Here is a 22,946-nt window from a genome sequence, read left to right as displayed (position 1 = left end):
CGCGTAATGGAGGGGGAGGGAACGGGACCGCAGCCTGCCGACGAAGGGGCGGCGGCCCCGCACCTCTTGCAGAGTGACAGCACGAAAAGATCCTTTGACCTCTTTGTGGACTTCCCCACAAAGGGACCCGGAAGCGGAACCCGGCCCGCGACCATGAACCGATCGACTGCGCTCGTCTTCGGTCAGCCCGTGATCGATTCCTTTCCGTTCTCGATGTGGCCCATGAAGCGGCGGTGGAAGGACGCGTCCTCCGCGGCGGACAGCTCCAGGTCGTACCAGCCGTGCGCGGCGGCCGCGCCGTGCGCGACGGTGCGGGTGCCGCCCGCCTTCACCCGGAGCGTGCGCGGCGCGGCGTCGCCGTACGCCAGCGGCTTCAGCGTGAGGGTCAGCTCCGTGTGCCCCTCGTTGACGACCGTGAGGTGGATCTCCCGCCGGTCCGCGTCCAGGCGGGTGCCGATCCGGACCGCCGCGGCGGCGCCCGCCGCCGTGCCGGCGTGCTCGCGCCGGAAGCCGTTCGGCCCCGTGAGGGTGAAGCGGTACGCGCCGTCCTTGACGGGGACGTCCCAGGTGTCCTTCCCCCGTACGTCGCGGTGCTGCGGGTCCGGGTACTCGCCCGCGTACGGGTACAGCGCGAAGTGCGCGCTCGCCCGGCCGCCGTTGCGCACCGCCAGCCGGAACCGCCCCGCGCCCGCGTCGTACGCGCCGTCCGCGTCGGGCTGGTACGGCAGCGGGCGCGCGGGCCGGGTGCCCGGCTCCTGGCGGGGCAGCTGCTGCTCGCGCGGCGGGCGCGGCGACCAGCGCCCGCTGAACGGCGGGATCGCGCCCGGCTGGTCGACGGCGGGCTTCCTGCGTCCACGCGAGAAGTCGAAGGCGCTGGTCAGATCGCCGCATACGGTGCGCCGCCAGGCGCTGATGTTGGGCTCGCGCACGCCCGTCCAGCGCTCCATGAACCGGACGATCGAGGTGTGGTCGAAGACCTGCGAGCAGGCGTAGCCGCCCACCGTCCAGGGCGAGATCACGATCATCGGTACGCGGATGCCGAGCCCGGTCGGCCTGCCGTCGTGGAACTCGCCGTCCGTGCCGGCCGGCGGCACCGGCGGCGGCACGTGGTCGAAGAACCCGTCGTTCTCGTCGTAGGTGAGGAACAGCGCGGTGTGCCGCCACACGTCCGGGTTCTTCCCGAGCGCGTCCAGCACCTTGTAGACGATGGTCGCGCTGGCGACGGGCGAGGACGAGCCCGGGTGCTCGGAGTCCGCGGCGGAGGGGACGATGTAGGACACCTCGGGCAGCTTGCCCGAGGCGACGTCGGCGGCGAAGGCGGTGGCCGTGGAGCCCGGCTCACCGCGGCGCAGCGCGCGCTCGAAGAGGCTGCGGTCGGCCGCGCTCAGCGCCCGTACGCCCTCGTCCAGCAGCCCCTGCAAGCGCTTGCGCTCCGCTTCCCCGGCCGCGGCGACCTTCCCATAGAACGCGGTCATGTTCTGCACGCCACCGCCCACCTTGGCCAGCGCCTTCTTCATGACGGCCTTGAAAGTGGCGTAGAACTCCAGGTTGTTGTCGGTGAAGTTGTCCCACTCCTGGTAGACGCGCCAGCTGTGCCCGGCCTTCTCCAGGCGCTCGGCGTACGTGGTCCAGGTATAGCCGGGGTGGGAGTCCTCCGCGTAGGCGTCGTTGCCCACCGCGCGCTTGCCGGAGCCCGGCTCGAAGCCGGTCCAGCCGCTGACCAGGTGGTTGCGGTTGGGGCTGGTGGAGGAGTGGATCGAGGAGTGGTAGGCGTCGCAGACGGTGAAGGTGTCGGCGAGTTCGTAGTGCAGCGGGACGTCCTGGCGGTCGTAGTGGGCCATGGTGGCGGCGGTCTTCGCGGTGACCCAGTTGTCCATCCAGCCGTTGTGCCAGGCCTTGGCGCCGCCGGACCACTCGTGGTTGAGCGCCCCGATGTACTGGAGGTCCTTCTTCTGGGCCGCCGCGGCCTCCCGGACCGAGAAGGGCAGGACGGTGCCGATGCCGAGCGCGCCCGGCTGCTCGTAGACGCTTCTGCCGCCGGGGAGCCGGACGGCGTTGCGGTCGGCGTAGCCGCGTACGCCGCGCAGCATCCCGAAGTAGTGATCGAAGGAACGATTCTCCTGCATCAGCACGACCACGTGCCTGATGTCGCCGAGACCACCCCCGCCGCGCCCACGCCCCGCCGCGGGCCGCTCCGCCGCCAGCGCCTGCTGCAACGACGGCGGCAGGAACGAACCGACGGCGGCCCCTCCTGCCACCGCCGCGCCAAGTCCCACGACCCGCCTGCGAGATACCTCGGATGCCACGCTCGACCTCCCAGTCGACTGCCCACGCTCTGCCAATGGTTCGCCGTCGGCCCATTGGCCGGGGCGAACGGGACGGTAGTGGAGCGAGGTGGCGGGCGACAGGTGCCGGGGTGACAAGTTCGGGAACAGATGGGTCCGGTTCCGGTTACGGGCGTGGCGGCCTCGCCCCGTCGTCGGCGCTCACGCGGCGCCGTCGAGCACCGCCCGGACTTCCGGCACGTCCCGGTAACCCTCCAGCCGCTCCCGTACGACACGGACCCGTTCGGCCGTACGGTCGCTGGTCACGGCCTCGCTCAACGTGATGACCCGTTCCGCTGTCGCTGCCGCCTCTTCCGGTTCGTTCGCGTCGGCCAGCGCGACGGCCAGCCACGACAGGTACAGGGCGAGTTCCCGGGTGTGTGTCGTGTCGTACCGGCTGAGCACGTCCCGCAGCAGGGGCACCGCCCGCAAAGGCCGACGCAGCTCCGTGTAGACCCGGCTTTCCATGACCCGTAGTTCCCCGGCGTCCACCCAGTACAGGTAGGCGGGAGACTCGGCGCCCGCGCTGTCCGCGGCCAACGCCTCACCGGCCTCTCCGAGTGCCCGCATGGCAGGCTGGGCTTCCCCCGCCTTGGTGTGGGCCCATGCCACCCGATCGAGGTACAACGCGCGGGCCTTCGGGGGCGCATCCGACCCCACCCCGTCGAGGGCTGCCCGTGCAAGCCGGACCCCTTCAACCTCCGCGCCGGTGTTGCTCAGTTGATAGGCCAGCGATCCAGCGAGGTTTCCGGCCAGCGTCCGGTCGCCCGCCTGCATCGCCGCACTGATTCCGAGCCGGTAAACCCGTTCCGCATCCGCGTGCTGCCCGGCGTCACTGGCAATCCATCCCGCGATCTGTGCCAACTCGCCGATCTGCCCGAGGAGAGCACGCCCCACCTCTCCGGAGTGGGCGCCTTCCTTGTAGACCCGTACAGCGGCGCGGAGTTCCCGCAGAGCGGGCCGGATCAAGTCACCCCCGGCCAGCACGTCATCGGCGAGCCGGAGCCCGTGCACGCGCTTTTGCAGGTCACCCACCTGCCCCATACCGACACGTCGGCCCTCGCGAGCACGGAGCGGGGCCAGCGGATCATCGTCGGGCAGGAAGTCCGCCAGAGTCGGCAAGGGTGGCTGATCAGGCTTATGCGGCTCTTGGAGCACCTCCACGGACATCCCGAGGGCAGCAGCGATGAACGGCAGCCACTGGCGGGGCGTGCGCTTCCCCTGTTCCCACCGGCTGACCTCCTGGCGGCCGACCGGTTCGCCCATGACCCCGGCGCCCCGGCAGATCTCACGCGCCAAGCGCTCCTGACTCCACCCACGGCGGCCCCGCTCACGCCGGATGTTGGCCCCGATGCGGCTTCCCATGGGGCCAGTCTGGCCGACACCTGGCCTACACGGGGCCGCTGGTGGACATGCCGGTCCCGGCACGACGATCGCCCTACGAAACACCGAGGGGACGGCGATGAACCATGGGCTACGACTGGGCCCCCACCACAGGAACGTACGCGGTGGACACGACGAATAACAGGATCGGCGAGGTACGCAGGTGGCTCGAAGGGGCCGTTTACCTCGTCCCGCCTGGGGGCGGACGTGAGTGGGCGGTGCGTCCCGACCAGTTGCGCAAGCCCACCGGCGAGGAGCGCGCGCGGGCGCTGACCTGGGCACGTCCGGTCAGGAGTCGGTCGTGAACCGGTCCCACTGCGCACCGCACCGGAGCTATCCGGAACCGCCGGTCGATCTCCCCATGCAGTCCCCGTCACTCGAACCGGTGCCGGTCCAGGGCTGCGAGGTGTGTGCACATGCCGCGGCATGGCGGCGGGCGTACCGGACGGGAAAGGGCACGGCGGGCGGCTACACGAACCACTCGGCAGCCGTGGACTGTTCGCTGGAGATCCGTAACCACCCGCACGAGCCGCGCGCGGCGGGGCTGCCGGTCAACGCGCCGGCGGTACGCCCGTGAGCCCCCGGAGCGTGATCCGCGCCGTCAAGCACGCCATCGCCACGCATCCCCGTAGCGAGATCACCGTCTCGGCGTGCTGCCTGACCGGCGGATGTTCGTGGACGCTGACGGCGACCGCCGACCTGAAGGCGGCCGACCTGGCGATGATGACGCACACGGGCCGTACGGGGCATCCGACGTTCGCCCGGACCTTCGAGGATGTGGCGTTCGTGCGCCGCCTGGAACTGAACGAGGGGAAGGCGGAGATTCCACCGCTTCAGGCTCCTCGTTGAATCCCACCAACCTCAACAGAGAGGACCCCGAGCGGCACGCCCCGCACGCGCTGGCCCGGACCGTGGCGCTGATCGAACAAGCCGGGCACAGCGTGGACAGCGAGTTGTGGACGGGGCCGGTCAAGACACTCGTACCGGTTGCGGCGAACTGCTCGCACACCCCGAAGCCCGGTGGCTGCGGCCCCGTCAACCCTGGCGGCTGTGGCTCCCATGGTGGCGGTCAGGGGAGCTAGGCTGCCGCACCCCGGCAGAGAAGGTGAGGGCATGGACGCGGAAGAAGCCCGGCACGTGGACGCCACGCTGAGACGACTGGGTATCCCTGGGATCGTCGCGCCGGAGGACCCGGGCGGCACGGGAGGGGCTTGGCGCGTGTACGACAGGCCTGATCCCGGGACGCGGCAGGACATCACCCCTGACGCATTGGCGGCCGTCGTCGCCAAGTTCAGGGGCGAGAGCCCGGAAACCACCCGACGCGCTGACGGCGGCCCCACCCGGGGTTTCGTCATCCCGCCCGGCCAGGGGTGACCGCCCGCGCCCGGGCCGCCCCGTGGGCGGCCCGGGGGCGGTCCGCGTTACCGCGCCGGCCGGATCGACAGCGCATGCCGGAACTCGTCGCGCGGGTCCCAGCGGGCCTTGATCTTTTGCAGCCTCGGGTAGTTGTCCTTGTAGTAGAGCGTGTGCCAGGGGACGCCGGAGGTGTTCAGTTTCGGGTCGGCCAGGTCCCGGTCCGGGTAGTTGACGAACGAGCCGTCGCTGACCGCGTCCGGCACGGGCACCCCGCCGCTGTGGGCGTAGATGCCGCGGTAAAGGTCGCGGACCCAGGCCAGGTGCTTCGCTCCGGCCTCGTCCGTGCCCTCCCAGCCGGTCATGCAGATCGCTTTGAGGATCGAGTCCCGCTGGGCGACGGCGGTGGCGTCCGGTGCGACGGCGTTGACCTTCCCGCCGTACGAGACCAGCCACAGCGACCCGGTGACGCCCTCCGGCACCGAACCCGCCAGGTGCCGGTACACCTCGGTGATCTGCCGGTCCGTGTACCGCTTGCGCAGGTAGCCGGACTTGACCTTGTACGGGGCCGGCGCGCTCTCTTGTACGGCGGCCACCGCCTCCAGCCACGGCCGGACGGAGTGGTCGAGCGCGGGCCGGGCGCCCACGCCGCGCCCGACGGCGTCCACGTAGGCGCGCATCCGCCGCTCGGCGTCGGGTGTGGTGGCGTCCAGCTGGCCCACCAGCATGACCTCGCCGGTGTTGCGGGCGTTGAGCATCAGCACGCTGAACAGGTCGGCGTAGCGGGATTCCGGGGCGCTGTTGTGCTCGTACCAGGTGCCGTGGTTGCGGACCAGCCGGGAGAAGGCGTGCTCGTCGAGGTTCTTCCAGTTCCAGGTCGCGGAGAAGCTCAGGAGGACCCCCGGGGCCTTGGGCAGCAGCCGCGTGGGGTCGTCGCCCTCGGCCGCCGGGTCGCGGAACCAGTAGCGGGTGACGATGCCGAAGTTGCCGCCTCCGCCGCCGGTGTGCGCCCACCACAGGTCGTGGTTCGGGTCCTCGGGGTCGCGGGTGGCCACCACGCTGCGGGCCCGGCCCGACCGGTCGACCACGACGACCTCGACGGCGTACAGGTGGTCGACGGACAGGCCGTAGCGCCGCGAGAGTGTGCCGTACCCGCCGCCGAGAACGTGGCCGCCGACGCCGACCTCGGCCGTGGCACCGGCCGGGATGGAGACGCCCCAGCCGAGGAACAGGGCGCGGTAGACCTCGCCGAGCAGGGCGCCGGGTTCGACGGCGAACGCGCGGCGGGCGGCGTCGAAATAGACCGCTCGCATGGGTGAGGTGTCGATCAGTACGCGCACGGACGGGTCGTCCACGAAGTTCTCGAAGCAGTGGCCGCCGCTGCGCACGGCGATGCGCTTGCCGTCGCGTACGGCCTGTTGTACGGCGCCGACGACCTGCTCGGTGGTGCTCACGACGTGGACGCGTTCGGGCTTGCCGACGAAGCGCCCGTTGCTGCCGCGGCGGGTGAGGGAGGAGTACCGCGGGTCGTCGGGGCCGAGCGTGACCGGGCCCTGCCCCGGCGGCCGGGCGGACGCGGCGGCAGCGGATGCGGCCGGGGCCGCCGCGGCGATGCCCGGAGCGGCCAGTCCCGCGGCCGCGCCCCCCAGCGCGGCCGCTCCCGCGAGCAAGGTCCGGCGCGCTACTTCAGCCATGGTCCGCTCCCGTAACTGTGGTGGTGGCGATAGTGGTTGGTGTTGGTGCACCTCTCCACTTTCGGGTCCGCCGGGCGTCCGATCATCGTCCCCGGTGACCACCTCCCCTGTAGGGAGGAAGAGGTACGCCACGCGTTGCCACCCCTCCTTCAGGAGGGCTCGCGATGGGCGCGCATCATCCCCGAGGACGGTTCTCGCCGCCCGTACGGCAGCGGCAACAGAGACGAAAGACTTCACGAAGTCTTGACAACCGCATTGGTCTGGACCATTTTGTGCGCAACGACCGCCCCGCCTCCGGACCGGGCGGACGGCCCTCCCGGGCCCAGGACTTGGAGACAGCCATGCCGCACCCCCTCACGTCCCGCACCCCCCGCTCCCGGCACAGACGGTGGCTCACCACCGCCTTCACCGGCCTGGCGGCCGCCGCCCTGGCCGTCACCGGCACCCAGGCCGGCGCCTCGGCGGCTCCCCACACCGCCACCCAGGCCGCCGCCGACGTCAACAACGCCAAGAACCCCGGCTTCGAAGCCGGCCTCGCCGACTGGACCTGCTCGGCGGCCTCCGGTGCCACCGTGTCCTCCCCCGTGCACGGCGGCACCTCGGCCCTGAAGGCCACCCCGTCCGGCACCGACCAGGCCAAGTGCTCGCAGACCGTGGCCGTCAAGCCCGGCTCCACGTACAAGCTCAGCGCTTACGTCCAGGGCTCGTACGTCTACCTCGGCGCGAGCGGCACCGGCACCACCGACGTGTCCACCTGGACGGCGAACGCGGCCACCTGGCAGCAGCTGAACACCACCTTCACCACCGGCCCCTCGACCACCTCGGTCACCGTCTACACCCACGGCTGGTACGGGCAGCCCGCCTTCTTCGCCGACGACATCAGCGTCCACGGCCCCGACGGCGGAGGCGGCGACCCGGGCGACCCGGTGCCGAACGCCCCCACCGGCCTGACCGCCGGCGCGGTCACCGCGTCCTCCGTGGCCCTGTCCTGGAGCCCGGCCAAGTTCGCCAGCGGCTACCAGGTCTACCGCGACGGCACCAAGGTCCAGGCCGTCACCGGCACCTCGGCCACCGTGACCGGACTGAGCCCCGCCACCGCGTACCGCTTCGAGGTCACCGCGACCAACGCGGCCGGCGAGTCCGCCAAGTCGGCGGCCGTCACCGCCACCACGTCCCCGGGTGGCGGCGGCCCCGGCCCCTCCGTGCCGAAGCACGCGGTCACCGGCTACTGGCAGAACTTCAACAACGGCGCGACCGTGCAGAAGATCAGCGATGTGCCGGACCAGTACGACATCATCGCGGTCTCCTTCGCGGACGCCACCACCACACCCGGCGCGATCACCTTCAACCTCGACACGGCGGGCCTGGGCGGCTACACCGTGGACCGGTTCAAGGCCGACATCAAGGCGAAGCAGGCGGCGGGCAAGAACGTCATCCTGTCCGTCGGCGGCGAGAAGGGCACCATCTCCGTCAACGACTCCACCTCCGCGAACAACTTCGCCAACAGTGCTTACGCGCTCATGCAGGAGTACGGCTTCAACGGCGTCGACATCGATCTCGAAAACGGCATCAACCCGACCTACATGACGCAGGCCCTGCGCTCGCTGTCCCAGAAGGCGGGCAGCAAGCTGGTCATCACGATGGCCCCGCAGACCATCGACATGCAGTCCACCTCGGGCGGCTACTTCAAGACGGCGCTGAACATCAAGGACATCCTCACCGTCGTCAACATGCAGTACTACAACAGCGGTTCGATGCTCGGCTGTGACGGCAAGGTCTACTCGCAGGGCACGGTGGACTTCCTGACCGCGCTGGCCTGCATCCAGCTCGAAGGGGGCCTCGACCCCTCGCAGGTCGGCCTCGGCCTGCCCGCCTCCCCCCGCGCCGCGGGCGGCGGCTACGTCTCGCCCGGCATCGTCAACAACGCCCTGGACTGCCTCACCAAGGGCACCGGCTGCGGCTCCTTCAAGCCCGCCAAGACCTACCCGTCCCTGCGCGGCGCCATGACCTGGTCCACGAACTGGGACGCGGCGACCGGCAACGCCTGGTCGAACGCGGTGGGACCGCACGTGCACAACCTGCCGTAGGGCAGCGAAAGGGGCGGCACACCGGTGGTGTGCCGCCCCTTACCGCGTTTCCGCCAGGGTGTCAGCCCTCGACGCCCAGCTTCTCCAGGCTGTGCTCAATTATTCTTTCACGGCAAGCCGCTCAAGAATGAGCTCGCGGACCCGGGCCGCGTCGGCCTGGCCGCGGGTGGCCTTCATGACCGCGCCGACCAGCGCGCCGGCCGCCGCGACCTTGCCGCCACGGATCTTGTCGGCGATGGCCGCGTTGGACTCGATGGCCTCGTCGACGGCCTTGCCCAGCGCGCCCTCGTCGGAGACGACCTTCAGGCCGCGCTTCTCGACGACGGTGTCCGGGTCGCCCTCGCCCGCGAGGACGCCCTCGATGGTCTGGCGGGCCAGCTTGTCGTTGAGGGAACCCTCGGCGACCAGCGCCGCCACCCGCGCGACCTGCTGCGGGGTGATGGCCAGGGCGGCGAGGTCGACGCCGTCCTCGTTGGCGCGGCGGGCCAGCTCGCCCATCCACCACTTGCGGGCGGCGGCGGAGTCCGCGCCGGCCTCGGTGGTGGCGACGATCAGGTCCACGGCGCCGGCGTTGAGGATCGACTGCATGTCGTGCTCGGAGACGCCCCACTCCTCGCGCAGCCGGTTACGGCGTACGCGCGGCAGCTCGGGCAGGCCCTTGCGCAGTTCCTCGACCCACTCGCGGGACGGGGCCACCGGGACGAGGTCGGGCTCCGGGAAGTACCGGTAGTCCTCGGCCTCCTCCTTGACCCGGCCGGGGGTGGTGGAGCCGTCCTCCTCGTGGAAGTGGCGGGTCTCCTGGATGATCGTGCCGCCCGAGGACAGCACGGCCGCGTGCCGCTGGATCTCGAAGCGCGCGGCCCGCTCGACCGACCGCAGCGAGTTGACGTTCTTCGTCTCCGAGCGGGTGCCGAACTTCTCGGTGCCCTTCGGGCGCAGCGACAGGTTCACGTCGCAGCGCATCTGGCCCATCTCCATGCGGGCCTCGGACACGCCCAGCGCCTTGATCAGCTCGCGCAGCTCGGCGACGTACGCCTTGGCGACCTCGGGGGCCCGCTCGCCCGCGCCCTGGATGGGCTTGGTGACGATCTCGATGAGCGGGATGCCGGCGCGGTTGTAGTCCAGGAGGGAGTGCGAGGCGCCGTGGATACGGCCCGTCGCGCCGCCCACGTGGGTGGACTTGCCGGTGTCCTCCTCCATGTGGGCGCGCTCGATCTCCACGCGGAAGACCTCGCCGTCCTCCAGCTGCACGTCCAGGTACCCGTCGAAGGCGATGGGCTCGTCGTACTGCGACGTCTGGAAGTTCTTCGGCATGTCCGGATAGAAGTAGTTCTTCCGGGCGAAACGGCACCACTCGGCGATCGAGCAGTTCAGGGCCAGGCCGATCTTGACGGCGGACTCGACGCCCACCGCGTTGACGACCGGGAGCGAGCCGGGCATGCCCAGGCAGGTGGGGCAGGTCTGCGAGTTGGCGTCGGCACCCAGGGTGGTCGAACACCCGCAGAACATCTTGGTCTTGGTGCCGAGTTCGACGTGCACCTCAAGACCCATCACAGGGTCGTAGGTGGCCAGCGCGTCCTCGTACGACACCAGTTCAGTGACGGTCACGGAAAACTAACCTCTCAGTCCCGCTCAGCCCGCGAGCACGTCGTCGTCGGCGAGACGACGCAGATCGCGGATCAGCAGCGCGACTCCGGTGGCGATGGCGGCGGCGGAGACGACGGCGTCGAGGAGCTGGAGCCTGTCCTGCTCGCCCTTCGCCTTCTTCGCCTGCTTGACGACGCTCACCGCACCGAACAGCGTGGTGCCGATGGACAGATACGTACCGGTCTTGGACTTCTTGAAGCCCTTGGCCTTCGCGAGCTTTCCACTCACAGGGACGGTGCCTCCTCAAGCAGCGGGTGCCCCCAACGGGCGGTGAACGCGGCCTCGACCGCGGCACCGACCTTGTAGAGCCGGTCGTCGGCCATGGCAGGAGCGATGATCTGCAGACCCACCGGCAGCCCGTCCTCGGGGGCCAGGCCGCAGGGCAGCGACATGGCCGCGTTGCCTGCCAGGTTCGTCGGGATCGTGCACAGGTCGGCGAGGTACATCGCCATCGGGTCGTCGGCGCGCTCGCCGATCGGGAAGGCGGTGGTCGGCGTCGTCGGGGAGACGAGCACGTCGACCTGTTCGAAGGCCTTCTCGAAGTCCCGCGTGATCAGCGTGCGGACCTTCTGCGCGGAGCCGTAGTACGCGTCGTAGTAGCCGGAGCTGAGCGCGTACGTGCCGAGCATGACGCGGCGCTTGACCTCGGGGCCGAAGCCGGCCTCGCGGGTCAGGGCCGTGACGTCCTCGGCCGACTTCGTGCCGTCGTCGCCGACCCGCAGGCCGTAGCGCATGGCGTCGAAACGGGCCAGGTTCGAGGAACACTCGGACGGCGCGATCAGGTAGTACGCCGAGAGCGCGAGGTCGAAGGACGGGCAGGAGATCTCCACGATCTCCGCGCCCAGCTCGCGCAGCAGCTCGACGGACTCGTTGAAGCGCTGCATGACGCCGGCCTGGTAGTGCTCGCCGGAGAACTCCTTGACGACGCCGATGCGCATGCCCTTGACGTCGCCGTTGCGGGCCGCCTCGACGACCGGCGGGACCGGCGCGTCGATGGAGGTCGAGTCCAGCTCGTCGTGGCCGGCGATGGCCTCGTGCAGCAGGGCCGCGTCCAGGACCGTACGGGCGCAGGGCCCGCCCTGGTCGAGGGACGAGGAGAACGCCACCATGCCATAGCGGGAGACCGCGCCGTAGGTGGGCTTGACGCCGACCGTGCCGGTGACGGCGGCGGGCTGGCGGATGGAGCCGCCGGTGTCCGTGCCGATGGCGAGCGGGGCCTCGTAGGCGGCGAGGGCGGCGGAGGAGCCGCCGCCGGAGCCGCCGGGGATGCGGGTGAGGTCCCAGGGGTTGCCGGTCGGGCCGTAGGCGCTGTTCTCGGTGGAGGACCCCATGGCGAACTCGTCCATGTTGGTCTTGCCGAGGATGACGACGTCGGCGGCCTTGAGCCGCTTGGTCAGCGTCGCGTCGTACGGCGGGATCCAGCCTTCGAGGATCTTCGAACCGACGGTGGTGGGAATGCCCTCCGTGGTGAAGATGTCCTTCAGGGCGAGCGGGACGCCGGCCAGCGGGCCGAGCTTCTCGCCGCGCGCCTTCTTCTCGTCGACCGCGCGGGCCTGGGCGAGCGCGCCCTCGCGGTCCACGTGCAGGAACGCGTGCACCTTCTCGTCGACGGCCTCGATCCGGGCCAGGTGCGCCTCGGTGACCTCGACGGCCGTGACCTCGCCGGCGGCGATCTTCGCCGCGATCTCGGCGGCGGTGAGCTTGATCAGATCTGCCATGTCGGTCACTCCTCCCCCAGGATCTGCGGCACCTTGAAACGCTGCTGTTCCTGGGCCGGGGCGCCGGACAGCGCCTGCTCGGGCGTCAGCGACGGACGGACCACGTCCGGGCGCATGACATTGGTCAGGGGCAGCGGGTGGGAGGTCGGCGGTACGTCTTGGTCGGCGACCTCGGAGACGCGGGCGACCGCGCCGATGATGTCGTCGAGCTGTCCGGCGAAGTGATCGAGCTCTTCGCCCTTCAGCTCCAAGCGCGCCAGCCGGGCGAGGTGGGCGACCTCCTCGCGCGTGATGCCAGGCATGCAGCGATCCTCAGGGTGAGTGTCTTGGCTTGTTGTCCGGGCCAATCCTATGGCGTAGGCAACGGGGGTTCGAAACGCATTCCCGCAGTCGCGGGCGCGGGCCGGGCGGTACGGCGTGGTGGGCCCCGGATCGCGGGGCGGGACGCCCGGCCGCTCCCGCCCCGCGGGGGCCGCGCGGGCCGGGAGCGGCGGCGGGCCCGGACAGGTGACGCGGCCAGGTGACGCGGACCGGTGACGCGGTCAGGTGACGCGCTGGTCGGCTTCCTCCACCGCGGCGGCCCGCTCGTGCCGCGGCTCGGCGGCCGCCCGCTCCGCCTCACGCTGCCAGCCGCGCTCGCCGCGGGCCCGCAGCCAGGCCGTGGTCTCGTCCGGCGGCATCGCGGCGGCGACCAGCCAGCCCTGTACGGCGTCGCACCCCAGGTCCCGCAGCCGCTCCCAGGTCTCGTCGTCCTCGACGCCCTCGGCGACGACCAGCAGGCCCAGCGAGTGGGCCAGGTCCAGCGTGCAGCGGACGATCTCGGCGTCCTCGTTGTCCACGGCCAGCCGGGCGACGAAGGAGCGGTCGATCTTCAGCTCGCTGACCGGCAGGCGGCGCAGGTGGACGAGGGAGGAGTAGCCGGTGCCGAAGTCGTCGAGGGACATCTTGACGCCGTGCCCGGTCAGCCCGGCCGGTGTGTCGGCGGCCCGCTGCGGGTCCTCCAGCAGGACGTGTTCCGTTATCTCCAACTGGAGGGACCCCGGTGGCACCTGATGGCGGGCCAGCCTGGCCGCCACCGCGCCCGCGAAGCCGGGGGTGTGCACGTCGCGCGGCGAGACGTTGACGGCGACCGGCACCTCCAGGCCGGACGCGCGCCACCTGGCCACCTGGGCGAGCGCGGTCTCCAGGACGTACTCCGTCAGGCGCGGCATCAGCCCGGAGGACTCGGCGATGGCGATGAACTCGTCCGGCGGGACTCTGCCGCGCTCCGGATGGACCCACCGGACCAGTGCCTCCAGCCCGGCCACGTGGCCGTCGAAGCCGACCTTGGGCTGGTAGTGCAGCTCCACGTCGCCGGCGTCCAGCGCGCGACGCAGGTCACCCAACAGGCCGAGCCGGTCCGGGGTGTTGCCGTCGCGCTTGGCCTCGTACACCTCGACGCCGCTGCGGTCCCGCTTGGCCTGGTACATGGCGACGTCGGCGCGCCGCAGCAGCCCCTCGGCGTCCAGCGCGTGATCGGGAAAGACGGCGACCCCCGCGCTGGCTTCGAGCACGAGGGTGAGGCCGTCCAGGTCCAGCGGCGAGCCGAGGGCCGCGACCAGGTTGCGGGCCACCCGCTGGGCGCTGGTCAGGGAATCGGCGGTGGGCAGCAGGACCGCGAACTCGTCGCCGCCGAGCCGGGCGACCTCCGCCCCGCGCGGCAGCGCGTGCCGGAGCCGGTCGGCGATCTGGAGCAGCAGCCGGTCGCCGGCCAGGTGCCCGAGGGTGTCGTTGACCGAGCGGAAGCGGTCGAGGTCTATGAGGACCAGGGCCGAGCGGGCACCGATGCGCTCGGCGTCGTCCAGCGCGGTCCAGGTGCGCTCCAGCAGCCACTGGCGGTTGGGCAGGCCGGTCAGCGGGTCCCGCAGCTGCTCCTCGGCGCGCGCCCGGGCGATCCACAGGGTGGAGTCCAGGGCTATCAGGGGCACGGCGAACATCGGCAGCAGGAACGGCGCGTGCACCGCGGCCACCACGATCAGCGGTGAGATGCCGAGCAGCGCCACGCCGACCAGGGCCTGCCGGGCCAGGGCCGTCCGGGCGATGGTGGGCAGGCCGCCGGTGCGCGGCGCCATCGTGAACCACAGCAGCGCGCGGGTGACGACCAGGTAGGCGAGGGCCGCGACCAGTATGTCGGGCAGCACGGACAGGTCCCAGGCCACGGGCTGCCACGGGTGTTCGATGGTCGGTACGACGTCGAAGGCGGCCAGGCCCAGCGCGGCGGCCCCTATCCCGAGGATGTCCACCGCGCCGTGCAGCAGGGCCTGTCGCCAGCGGTGCCGGCGGGCGGCGCCGACCAGCACCACGACGGCCACGCTCACCAGGACGGCGGGCACCCAGCCGTACAGCAGGAGGACGGCGAGGGCCAGGGCCGCGCCCGAGCCCGTGCCGCCCCACCAGCGGTCGCGGCCGAGCGCGACGAGGTGGCCGACGATGACGCCGGTGAGGATCGCCAGGGCCCAGCCGACGGCGCCCTCGGGGAACAGGGCCCGGCCGGCGCCGAGCGTCCGGATCACGCCTGCGCCGAGCGCGCAGCCCGCCACCAGGACGACGGCCGCGGGCAGCGCGGGCACGGCGAGCCGGCGGAGCCGCGACGCCCGAGCGGCGCTGTCGGTCGGTTTCATTCCGATACCTCTCACAGCCGGCTGTGCCCGCGCCACGGCAGGCGCACACCTCAACAGTAGGCCGCAGAAGGCCGCCGCGGGCAGCGATCGGCAGCGGTTGCCCGAATGCGACCCGGCCATCCGGAACCATCTGCTATGCGCCGATGAGGTGACTTCTCACTCGCCCTCAGGCGGAGTGACAGCTACCGCTCGTGCTTCATCGGGACCCTGCTCCAGCAGCACCGCGAAGCCGTCATCGTCTAGCACAGGCACCTTCAACTGCATGGCCTTGTCGTACTTCGAACCAGGATTGTCTCCCACCACCACGAAACCGGTCTTCTTCGAAACGGAACCGGTCACCTTCGCTCCGAGACGCTGCAGGGCTTCTTTCGCGCCATCTCTGGTGTGTGACTGAAGTGTGCCCGTTACAACGACGGTGACGCCTTCAAGTGGGCGCGGGCCTTCGTCTCCTGAGGATTCCTCCTCCATCCGGACGCCGGCCGCCCGCCACTTGTCCACGATCTCGCGGTGCCAGTCCTCGGCGAACCACTGCTTGAGCGAGGCCGCGATCGTCGCGCCGACGCCCTCGACGGCGGCCAGCTCCTCCTCGCTCGCCTCCATGATCCGGTCCAGCGAACGGAACTCCCGGGCGAGCGCCTGGGCCGCCACCGGGCCGACGTGACGGATCGACAGGCCGGTGAGGACCCGGGCCAGCGGGCGCTCCTTGGCCGCCTGGATGTTCTCCAGCATCGCCAGGGCGTTCTTCTTCGGCTCGCCCTTCTGGTTGGCGAAGAACGTGACGACCTTCTCCTCGCCCGTCTTGGGGTCGCGCTTGGGCAGGCCGCTGTCCGGGTCCAGCACATACGACTTGATGGGCAGCAGCTGCTCGATGGACAGGTCGAAGAGGTCGCCCTCGTCCTTCAGCGGCGGCTCGGCGGGCTCCAGGGGCTGGCTGAGCGCCGTGGCGGCCACATAGCCGAAGTTCTCGATGTCCAGGGACTTGCGGCCGGCCAGGTAGAACAGCCGCTCGCGGATCTGGGCGGGGCAGGAGCGGGCGTTGGGGCACCGGAGGTCGACGTCGCCCTCCTTGGCGGGCTGCAGCGCCGTACCGCACTCGGGGCACTCGGCGGGCATCACGAACTCCCGCTCGCTGCCGTCCCGCAGGTCCACCACCGGGCCGAGGATCTCCGGGATGACGTCGCCCGCCTTGCGCAGCACGACCGTGTCACCGATGTAGACGCCCTTGGCCTTGACCACGTCCTGGTTGTGCAGCGTGGCGAACTCCACCTCGGAGCCGGCCACCGTCACCGGTTCGACCACGGCGTACGGCGTGACGCGGCCGGTGCGGCCGACGCCGACGCGGATGTCCACCAGCTTGGTGTTGACCTCCTCCGGCGGGTACTTCCAGGCGATCGCCCAGCGCGGCGCGCGCGAGGTGGCGCCCAGCCGGCCCTGCAGGGCGATCTCGTCCAGCTTGACCACGGTGCCGTCGATCTCGTGGGCGACGGCCGTGCGCCGGGTCTCCGGGTCGCCGTAGCGCTTGATGAAATCGCGCACGGCCGCCAGGGAGTCGACGACCTCGTTGTGGTCGGAGGTGGGCAGGCCCCACTCGCGCAGCAGGCCGTAGGCGTGCGACTGGCAGTCGATGTCGAAGCCCTCGCGGGCGCCGATGCCGTGCACGACCATGTGCAGCGGGCGGGTGGCCGTGACCTTGGGGTCCTTCTGGCGCAGCGAACCGGCGGCGGCGTTGCGCGGGTTGGCGAACGGCGGCTTGCCGTCGGCCACCAGCCGCTCGTTCAGCTCCAGGAACTTCTCCATCGGGAAGTAGACCTCGCCGCGGACCTCCACCAGCTCCGGGACCCGGTCGCCCTTGAGGCGGTCCGGGATCTCGGTGATGGTGCGGACGTTGGGCGTGATGTCCTCGCCCGTCCGGCCGTCGCCACGGGTCGCGGCGCGGGTCAGCCGGCCGTTCTCGTACGTCAGGTTGACCGCGAGGCCGTCGACCTTCAGCTCGCACAGGAAGTGGTAGCCGGCGCTCTTCGGGTCGCCGCCCAGCTCCGTCGCCAGCCGCTCGGCCCAGGCCGCCAGCTCCTCGTCGTCGAAGGCGTTGTCCAGCGAGAGCATGCGCTCGCGGTGCGCGACCTCCGTGAACTCCGTCTCGTACTGCCCGGCGACCTTCTGGGTGGGGGAGTCCGGGGTGCGCAGCTCCGGGTACTTCTCCTCCAGGGCCTCCAGGGACCGCAGCAGCTTGTCGAACTCCGCGTCGCTGACGACGGGGGCGTCCCTCACGTAATAGCGGAAGCGGTGCTCCTCGATCTGCTCGGCCAGATGGGCGTGCTCGTCCCGCGCCTTCGCGGGCACCGCGTGCCCTGCCGTGTGCTGTTCGCCGGCCACCGTCTCGTCCTCCCGTTGTCCTTGAGTGCCGTCACTCAGGGTTGTCTGCGAGCGATCTCGCCGCCCGGACGCAGTGCGCGAGCGCCGCACGGGCATATGCGGGCGAAGCGCCCGCCAGCCCGCACGACGGGGTGAGCACCACGGACTCCGCGAGAGTCCCCGGCGCCAGCCCCAGCCTGCGCCACAGCGTCCTGACACCCATGACGCTACCGGCAGGGTCTGACAATGGGCCGTCCACGCCCGGCACCACGCCCGCGAGGAGTGTCGTACCGCCCTCGACCGCCTCCCCGATCGCCTCCTCCTCACGCTCGGTGAGCAGTCCGAAGTCGAACGAGATCCCCGCGGCACCGGCGCGCCGCAGCAGGGCGAAGGGGACGTCGGGGGCGCAGGAATGGACGATCACCGGCGCGCCCGCCTCCGCGGCGACGGCGGCCAGGTCGCGCAGCGCGCCCTCCACCACGGCCCGGTCCACCGCGCGGTGTGTGCGGTAGCCGCTCGCGGACTTGATGCGCCCCTGGAGCACGGCGGTCAGCGACGGCTCGTCCAGCTGGAGCACCGGGCGCGCGCCGGGCATCCGCCGCCGTACGTCGGCCAGGTGCGCGCGCAGACCCTCGGCGAGCGACGCCGTCAGGTCCCGGCAGGCGCCGGGGTCGCTGAGGGCGGCCTCGCCGTTGCGCAGCTCCAGCGCGGCGGCCAGGGTCCACGGGCCGACCGCCGAGACCTTCAGCGCGCCCTCGTAGTCCTGGGTGAACTCCTCCAGCGCGTCGAGGTCCTCGCCCATCCAGGAGCGGGCGCGCCGGGTGTCGCGGCCCGGCCGGTCGCTGATCCGCCAGCCGCTCGGCTCCACGTGCGCGTACACCTCGACGAGGAGGCCGGCGGTGCGGCCGATCATGTCGGCGCCGGGGCCCCTGGCGGGCAGCTCCGGCAGGTACGGGAAGGTCTCCAGCGAGCCGGTCACGGTCCTGGCGGCCTCGCGGGCGTCCCCGCCGGGCATCGAGCCGATGCCGGTGGCGGCGGTGCCGGCGAGGCGGGCGGTGGCGTTGTTCTCGGTCACGCTCCGAGGGTATGCGCCCCGCGGCCGCGGGGTTCCGGGCGGCCCCGCCGCGGGCGGACCGCGGACGCGGTCACCGCCCCGGCCGTACCGTCAGGTCGTTGATCTCCGCGTCGCGCGGCAGGTCGAGCGCGGTCAGCATGGTCGTGGCCACCGACTCCGGGTCGATCCACTGGCTCGCGTCGTACTCCCGGCCCTCCTGGCGGAAGACGCTCTCCTGCATCGGGGTGGCGGTGCGGCCCGGGTAGACGGAGGTCACCCGTACGCCGTTGCCGTGTTCCTCGGCCCGCAGCGAGTCGGCCAGCGCCTTCAGACCGTGCTTGCTGGCGGCGTACGCGCCCCACTGCGGGCCCGCGTTCAGGCCGGCGCCCGAGTTGACGAAGATCACGTGCCCCTTGGCGATCCGCAGCTGCGGGAGGAACTGGCGGGTCAGCTCGGCGGGCGACATGAGGTTGGCGGCGAGCGTGCGCTGCCACGCCTTGGGGCCGAGGTCGCCGATGCCGCCCAGTTCGACGACGCCCGCGATGTGCATCAGGGAGTCCAGCCGGTCGGGGAGCGGCTGCTTGCCGAAGGCCCAGTCCAGCTTCTCGGGCACGGCGAGGTCGCCGACCACCGTGCGGGCGCCGGGGAACCGCCCGGCCAGCTCCTTGGCGCGGCCGGCGTCCCGCGCCAGCAGCCAGAGCTCCTCGCCCCGGTCGGCCAGCCGCCGCGCGACCGCCGCTCCGATGCCCGATCCTGCGCCCGTGATCAAGTGCGTACCCATGGGTCCGATCCTAACGAGGGGCGGGGAGGCGGTGCGGGAGCGTCCGCGCGCAGCGGAATCATCGGTTCCGACCGCCGCGCACGTCTCCCGTCTCAGCCCTGGACGCCCGCCTGCTCCTCCAGGTAGGCCAGGGCCCCGGCACCGTCGTCGGCGAAGAAGACCAGCTCCGTGAGCGGCAGCGGCAGGAAGCCCTCGGTTTCCATCCGCTGGAACTGCTCCTTCAGGCCGTCGTAGAAACCGGCGGTGTTCAGGAGCACCACCGGCTTGGTGTGCAGTCCGTGCTTCTTCAGTTCCAGGATCTCGGTGGCCTCGTCCAGCGTGCCGGTGCCGCCGACCATGACGACGACGGCGTCGGCCCGCGCCAGCAGCTCCGCCTTGCGCTCGGCGAGGTCCTTGGTGACCACCATGTCGTCGACCCCGGGGCGCACCTTGTGCGCGAGGAAGTCCACGGAGACGCCGACAAGCCGGCCGCCCGCCTCCTCCACGCCGTCGGCCATGACCTTCATGAGCCCGGTGTCCGAGCCGCCCCACACCAGCGCGTGGCCGCCCTTGCCGATCAGCTCGGCGAACTCCCGGGCGGGAGTGGTGTAGCGGGCGTCGAGGTCGGCGGCGGAGCAGAAGACACAGATGTTCATACCGGTCACTGTACGAGCCGCCACCGGCACCGGGCCCGGCCGCCGGGTGCCCCCGGGGGCGGCCCCGGCCTGCGGATCACCGAACCGCGGTGCCCGCCGGGGCTGCGCCGGCGTTCGGCGCCGGGGCAGCGGCCACCGCCGCCTCGGCGTGGGCCGCCGCCTCGGCCCTGACCATCTGCTCCATCTTGTCGATGCCGACCGCGCCGCCGACCACGACGGCGACGACGATGGCCGCGATCAGCATCACCGTGCCCAGCCACACCATCGTGTCGACGGGCAGCGTGAAAGCGCCGATCACCCGGGCCACGCACTCGCTCAGCAGGGCGGTACCCCACACCGCCGAGTGGCGGCTCTGCACCCGCCGGAACCACGCCGACTCCGCCGTCAGCCGGTCCCACGCCGCGCTCTTGACCGCATCGCCCTTGACGATCCACGGCTTGAGCATCGGCGCCATCAGAGGCCGGCCGATCAGCGCGGACACCAGCACCGCCAGGCCGAAGGTGCTGCTCACGGCGCTGTCCTTGGCCAGCATCAGCCGCTCGTCGCCGGCCACCAGGCTCAGCAGCAGACCGATGACGTTGGTCGCCGTCATCAGCGTGGCCACGGCGTTGAAGCGGCGCTCCCTGGCCAGGCTCCACAGCGAGCGGGCGGCCGGCAGCGCACCGCTCCAGGCCAGCGCGGCGAGGGTGCTCATGCCGAAGACGCCGGTGAGGACGTAGTACGAGGCGATCGGGACGCCCGCGTCCAGGAGCAGCGCCCTGGGGCCCTCCAGGTGCCCGCCGGCCCCGGCCGCCTTGCCGGTGCCGGTCGCGGCTGCCGTGCCGTGCGGGGTCTGGCTGCTCATGGGGGTCCTCCATGTCGCTGTCGTGCCGTCCTTCGTGACGCCTTCAGCTTCGCGTCCGGGCCCCGCACCGCGGCAGTACCGCCTGTACCTGCTTCCCGGTGACATTTGTCAATGCCCTGCCACCCGGCACGGCGCTTGCCTTGGAGCGCCCTCCAGCTTCTAGCGTCTGACGCGTCAGGCACACGACCCGACCACCGAAGGGGAACTCTCCGTGCGTTACACACTGTTCGGCAGGACCGGTCTGCGGGTGAGCGAGCTGAGCCTCGGCGCGATGACCATCGGATCGGACTGGGGCTGGGGCGCCCCGGCGGACACCAGTGCGCGGATCGTCGACGCCTACGAGGACGCGGGCGGCAACTTCGTCGACACGGCCAACAACTACACCGACGGCAGCTCCGAGAAGATCCTCGGCGAGCTCCTCGAAGGCCGCAGGGACCGGTTCGTGCTCGCCAGCAAGTACACCTGCGCGACCCGCAAGGGCGACCCGAACTCGGCGGGCAACCACCGCAAGAGCCTGGTGCGGTCGGTGGAACAGAGTCTCGGCCGGCTGCGCACCGACCACCTCGACGTCCTCTGGGTGCACGCCCGGGACAACTTCACGCCCGTCGAGGAGGTCATGCGGGCGCTGGACGACGTCGTACGGTCGGGGAAGGTCCTCTACGTCGGTGTGTCCGACTGGCCCGCCTGGGAGATCGCGCAGGCGAACACCCTGGCCGAGCTGCGCGGCTGGACCGCGTTCGCCGGGTCGCAGCTGCGCTACAACCTGCTGGAGCGCACCCCGGAGCGCGAACTGCTCCCCCAGGCCCGCGCCTTCGACCTGGCCGTCCTGGCGTGGGCCCCGCTCGCGGCCGGCAAGCTCACCGGGAAGTACCGCCGCGGGGAGACGGGCCGGCTGGACGTCGTCGGCGACGGCGGCCGCGCGGCGGACGACGAGGAGGCGACGATCACGGCGGTGCTGGAGATCGCCGAGCAGGGCGGCTGGAGCCCCGCGCAGGTGGCGCTGGCCTGGCTGCGGCAGCAGCCGGGCAACATCGTCCCGGTCATCGCCGCCACCAAGGAGAGCCAGCTCGCCGACAACCTCGCGAGCGTGGACGTCGAACTGGACGCGGACGCGCTCCGGCGGCTCGACGAGGTGAGCGCCGTGCCGCTGGGCTTCCCGCACGACTTCCTGGCCGAGCCCGCGATCACCGAGAACGTCTACGGCGACCGCTGGACCGCCGTGGAGGAGCGGCGCTCCACCTACCGCAGGTCGGTCCGCGGGGTGCTCTGAGGGACCCGCGCCGCTACACGGCGGCGCGCGCCCGGTCCGTCGTGGCGATCGTCGCCGAGCCCACCACCCGGGTGCCGTCGTACAGGACGACGGCCTGGCCGGGGGCGACGCCGCGGACCGGCTCGGTGAAGGTCACGCGCAGTTCGCCGCCGACCGGCTCGGCGGTGACCTCCGTCTCGCCGCCGTGGGCGCGCAGCTGCGCGGTGTACGTGCCGGGGCCGGACGGCGCGGCGCCGCACCAGCGGGGGCGGACGGCGGTCAGCGCGGTGACGTCCAGGGACTCGGCGGGGCCCACGGTCACCGTGTTGTCGACCGGGGAGATGTCCAGGACGTAGCGGGGCTTGCCGTCCGGGGCCGGGGTGCCGATGCGCAGGCCCTTGCGCTGGCCGATGGTGTAGCCGTACGCGCCCTCGTGGGTGCCCAGCTTCGTGCCGGACTCGTCGACGATGTCGCCCTCGGCCGTGCCCAGCCGCTTGGCCAGGAACGCCTGGGTGTCGCCGTCGGCGATGAAGCAGATGTCGTGGCTGTCCGGCTTCTTGGCGACGAACAGGCCGCGCCGGGCGGCCTCCTCGCGGATCTCCGCCTTGGTGGTGAGGGTGTCGCCGAGCGGGAACATGGCGTGCGCGAGCTGCTTCTCGTCGAGCACTCCGAGGACGTACGACTGGTCCTTGGCCATGTCGGAGGCGCGGTGCAGCTCGCGGCTGCCGTCCGGGTGCTCCACGACCGTCGCGTAGTGGCCGGTGCAGACCGCGTCGAAACCGAGCGCGAGCGCCTTGTCCAGCAGCGCGGCGAACTTGATCTTCTCGTTGCAGCGCAGGCAGGGGTTGGGGGTCCGGCCGGCCTCGTACTCGGCGAAGAAGTCCTCGACGACGTCCTCGCGGAAGCGTTCGGCGAGGTCCCAGACGTAGAACGGGATGCCGATGACGTCGGCGGCGCGGCGCGCGTCGTGCGAGTCCTCGATCGTGCAGCAGCCGCGGGCGCCGGTGCGGAAGGACTTCGGGTTCTCGGAGAGCGCGAGGTGCACGCCGGTCACGTCGTGGCCCGCCTCGGCGGCGCGGGCGGCGGCGACGGCGGAGTCGACACCGCCGGACATGGCGGCGAGCACGCGGAGGCGGCGGGGAGCGTCAGTCGTCATAACCCCTCC

General features: G+C 71.8%; 19 protein-coding genes. 5 read left to right on the top strand and 14 right to left on the bottom strand.

Annotation, left to right across the window (positions count from 1 at the left end; translation table 11 throughout):
• Nucleotides 1-182: 182 nt before the first annotated feature.
• Together ACH4K4_RS21805 and ACH4K4_RS21800 are read right to left on the bottom strand one after the other, a co-directional pair.
• Nucleotides 183-2,306, bottom strand: coding sequence for a phosphocholine-specific phospholipase C (locus ACH4K4_RS21805; protein WP_398169326.1), 2,124 nt, complete (start codon nucleotides 2,304-2,306; stop codon nucleotides 183-185).
• 180 nt (nucleotides 2,307-2,486) lie between these two features.
• A complete protein-coding gene (locus tag ACH4K4_RS21800) occupies nucleotides 2,487-3,689 on the bottom strand; it encodes a helix-turn-helix transcriptional regulator (RefSeq protein ID WP_398169324.1) in 1,203 nt (400 codons plus the stop codon).
• Between the two features lie 379 nt (nucleotides 3,690-4,068).
• On the opposite strand from ACH4K4_RS21800, the gene ACH4K4_RS21795 reads away from it, so the two are divergent.
• From ACH4K4_RS21795 to ACH4K4_RS21785, 3 genes are all read left to right on the top strand, one after another.
• Nucleotides 4,069-4,284 (top strand): hypothetical protein, encoded by a 216-nt coding sequence (locus ACH4K4_RS21795; RefSeq protein WP_398169322.1) that lies wholly within the window; start codon nucleotides 4,069-4,071, stop codon nucleotides 4,282-4,284.
• Entirely contained in the window at nucleotides 4,281-4,556 is a 276-nt protein-coding gene (locus tag ACH4K4_RS21790; RefSeq protein WP_398169320.1) for a hypothetical protein, read from the top strand. Before ACH4K4_RS21795 ends, ACH4K4_RS21790 begins: the two co-directional genes overlap by 4 nt.
• A 264-nt stretch (nucleotides 4,557-4,820) precedes the next feature.
• Nucleotides 4,821-5,081 (top strand): hypothetical protein, encoded by a 261-nt coding sequence (locus ACH4K4_RS21785; protein WP_398169319.1) that lies wholly within the window; start codon nucleotides 4,821-4,823, stop codon nucleotides 5,079-5,081.
• A 47-nt stretch (nucleotides 5,082-5,128) separates the two neighbouring features.
• Here the strand turns inward: ACH4K4_RS21785 and ACH4K4_RS21780 are convergent, their stop codons facing one another.
• Complete coding sequence (locus tag ACH4K4_RS21780; protein ID WP_398169317.1) at nucleotides 5,129-6,754, bottom strand: FAD-binding oxidoreductase; 1,626 nt, start codon at nucleotides 6,752-6,754, stop codon at nucleotides 5,129-5,131.
• A gap of 341 nt (nucleotides 6,755-7,095) precedes the next feature.
• Here ACH4K4_RS21780 and ACH4K4_RS21775 point away from each other — a divergent pair, with 341 nt between their 5' ends.
• On the top strand, nucleotides 7,096-8,841 hold the full coding sequence (locus ACH4K4_RS21775; RefSeq protein ID WP_398169316.1) for a chitinase: 1,746 nt from the start codon (nucleotides 7,096-7,098) through the stop codon (nucleotides 8,839-8,841).
• Between the two features lie 99 nt (nucleotides 8,842-8,940).
• Here the strand turns inward: ACH4K4_RS21775 and gatB are convergent, their stop codons facing one another.
• The 10 genes from gatB to ACH4K4_RS21725 form a co-directional block, all read right to left on the bottom strand.
• Nucleotides 8,941-10,449 carry an Asp-tRNA(Asn)/Glu-tRNA(Gln) amidotransferase subunit GatB gene (gatB, locus tag ACH4K4_RS21770; protein WP_398169315.1) on the bottom strand — a complete coding sequence of 503 codons (1,509 nt, stop codon included), beginning with the start codon at nucleotides 10,447-10,449 and terminating at the stop codon, nucleotides 8,941-8,943.
• Nucleotides 10,450-10,473: 24 nt separating this feature from the next.
• Nucleotides 10,474-10,716, bottom strand: coding sequence for a hypothetical protein (locus ACH4K4_RS21765; protein WP_398169314.1), 243 nt, complete (start codon nucleotides 10,714-10,716; stop codon nucleotides 10,474-10,476).
• Nucleotides 10,713-12,206: an Asp-tRNA(Asn)/Glu-tRNA(Gln) amidotransferase subunit GatA gene (gatA, locus tag ACH4K4_RS21760; protein ID WP_398169313.1), complete on the bottom strand. Its 1,494-nt coding sequence runs from the start codon at nucleotides 12,204-12,206 to the stop codon at nucleotides 10,713-10,715. The genes ACH4K4_RS21765 and gatA overlap by 4 nt, the downstream gene beginning before the upstream one ends.
• Before the next feature lie 5 nt (nucleotides 12,207-12,211).
• A complete protein-coding gene (gene gatC / locus ACH4K4_RS21755; RefSeq protein ID WP_360136571.1) occupies nucleotides 12,212-12,508 on the bottom strand; it encodes an Asp-tRNA(Asn)/Glu-tRNA(Gln) amidotransferase subunit GatC in 297 nt (98 codons plus the stop codon).
• 240 nt (nucleotides 12,509-12,748) lie between these two features.
• On the bottom strand, nucleotides 12,749-14,866 hold the full coding sequence (locus ACH4K4_RS21750) for a putative bifunctional diguanylate cyclase/phosphodiesterase (protein ID WP_398169311.1): 2,118 nt from the start codon (nucleotides 14,864-14,866) through the stop codon (nucleotides 12,749-12,751).
• A 156-nt stretch (nucleotides 14,867-15,022) separates the two neighbouring features.
• The gene (ligA, locus tag ACH4K4_RS21745; protein ID WP_398169310.1) at nucleotides 15,023-17,239 is read right to left on the bottom strand and encodes an NAD-dependent DNA ligase LigA; all 2,217 of its coding nucleotides are present in this window, start codon (nucleotides 17,237-17,239) and stop codon (nucleotides 15,023-15,025) included.
• A 31-nt stretch (nucleotides 17,240-17,270) separates the two neighbouring features.
• Nucleotides 17,271-18,293 carry a methionine synthase gene (locus ACH4K4_RS21740; protein WP_398169309.1) on the bottom strand — a complete coding sequence of 341 codons (1,023 nt, stop codon included), beginning with the start codon at nucleotides 18,291-18,293 and terminating at the stop codon, nucleotides 17,271-17,273.
• Between the two features lie 70 nt (nucleotides 18,294-18,363).
• Entirely contained in the window at nucleotides 18,364-19,053 is a 690-nt protein-coding gene (locus ACH4K4_RS21735; RefSeq protein WP_398169308.1) for an SDR family oxidoreductase, read from the bottom strand.
• A 92-nt stretch (nucleotides 19,054-19,145) separates the two neighbouring features.
• Nucleotides 19,146-19,688: a TIGR00730 family Rossman fold protein gene (locus tag ACH4K4_RS21730; RefSeq protein ID WP_398169306.1), complete on the bottom strand. Its 543-nt coding sequence runs from the start codon at nucleotides 19,686-19,688 to the stop codon at nucleotides 19,146-19,148.
• Nucleotides 19,689-19,764: 76 nt separating this feature from the next.
• Nucleotides 19,765-20,532, bottom strand: coding sequence for a VC0807 family protein (locus ACH4K4_RS21725; RefSeq protein WP_398169304.1), 768 nt, complete (start codon nucleotides 20,530-20,532; stop codon nucleotides 19,765-19,767).
• A gap of 211 nt (nucleotides 20,533-20,743) precedes the next feature.
• On the opposite strand from ACH4K4_RS21725, the gene ACH4K4_RS21720 reads away from it, so the two are divergent.
• Nucleotides 20,744-21,802, top strand: coding sequence for an aldo/keto reductase (locus ACH4K4_RS21720; RefSeq protein ID WP_398169303.1), 1,059 nt, complete (start codon nucleotides 20,744-20,746; stop codon nucleotides 21,800-21,802).
• A 13-nt stretch (nucleotides 21,803-21,815) separates the two neighbouring features.
• Here ACH4K4_RS21720 and mnmA read toward each other — a convergent pair whose 3' ends face one another.
• Nucleotides 21,816-22,937, bottom strand: a complete 1,122-nt coding sequence (mnmA, locus tag ACH4K4_RS21715; RefSeq protein WP_398169301.1) for a tRNA 2-thiouridine(34) synthase MnmA — start codon at nucleotides 22,935-22,937, stop codon at nucleotides 21,816-21,818.
• Nucleotides 22,938-22,946: the final 9 nt, after the last annotated feature.

The sequence above is a fragment of the Streptomyces sp. NPDC017529 genome (genome assembly GCF_044329785.1).
Classification (GTDB): domain Bacteria; phylum Actinomycetota; class Actinomycetes; order Streptomycetales; family Streptomycetaceae; genus Streptomyces.
Note: the sequence above shows the minus strand (reverse complement) of the source record. Positions and strands in the feature narration are given on the sequence as shown.

Excerpts from the sequence above, each read along its gene's own strand:
- ACH4K4_RS21800 (WP_398169324.1), bottom strand. The coding sequence starts at position 3,689 with ATGGGAAGCCGCATCGGGGCCAACATCCGGCGTGAGCGGGGCCGCCGT.
- ACH4K4_RS21795 (WP_398169322.1), top strand. The coding sequence starts at position 4,069 with ATGCAGTCCCCGTCACTCGAACCGGTGCCGGTCCAGGGCTGCGAGGTG.
- ACH4K4_RS21785 (WP_398169319.1), top strand. The coding sequence starts at position 4,821 with ATGGACGCGGAAGAAGCCCGGCACGTGGACGCCACGCTGAGACGACTG.
- ACH4K4_RS21780 (WP_398169317.1), bottom strand. The coding sequence starts at position 6,754 with ATGGCTGAAGTAGCGCGCCGGACCTTGCTCGCGGGAGCGGCCGCGCTG.
- ACH4K4_RS21775 (WP_398169316.1), top strand. The coding sequence starts at position 7,096 with ATGCCGCACCCCCTCACGTCCCGCACCCCCCGCTCCCGGCACAGACGG.
- gatA (WP_398169313.1), bottom strand. The coding sequence starts at position 12,206 with ATGGCAGATCTGATCAAGCTCACCGCCGCCGAGATCGCGGCGAAGATC.
- gatC (WP_360136571.1), bottom strand. The coding sequence starts at position 12,508 with ATGCCTGGCATCACGCGCGAGGAGGTCGCCCACCTCGCCCGGCTGGCG.
- ACH4K4_RS21750 (WP_398169311.1), bottom strand. The coding sequence starts at position 14,866 with ATGAAACCGACCGACAGCGCCGCTCGGGCGTCGCGGCTCCGCCGGCTC.
- ACH4K4_RS21735 (WP_398169308.1), bottom strand. The coding sequence starts at position 19,053 with ATGGGTACGCACTTGATCACGGGCGCAGGATCGGGCATCGGAGCGGCG.
- ACH4K4_RS21730 (WP_398169306.1), bottom strand. The coding sequence starts at position 19,688 with ATGAACATCTGTGTCTTCTGCTCCGCCGCCGACCTCGACGCCCGCTAC.
- ACH4K4_RS21725 (WP_398169304.1), bottom strand. The coding sequence starts at position 20,532 with ATGAGCAGCCAGACCCCGCACGGCACGGCAGCCGCGACCGGCACCGGC.
- mnmA (WP_398169301.1), bottom strand. The coding sequence starts at position 22,937 with ATGACGACTGACGCTCCCCGCCGCCTCCGCGTGCTCGCCGCCATGTCC.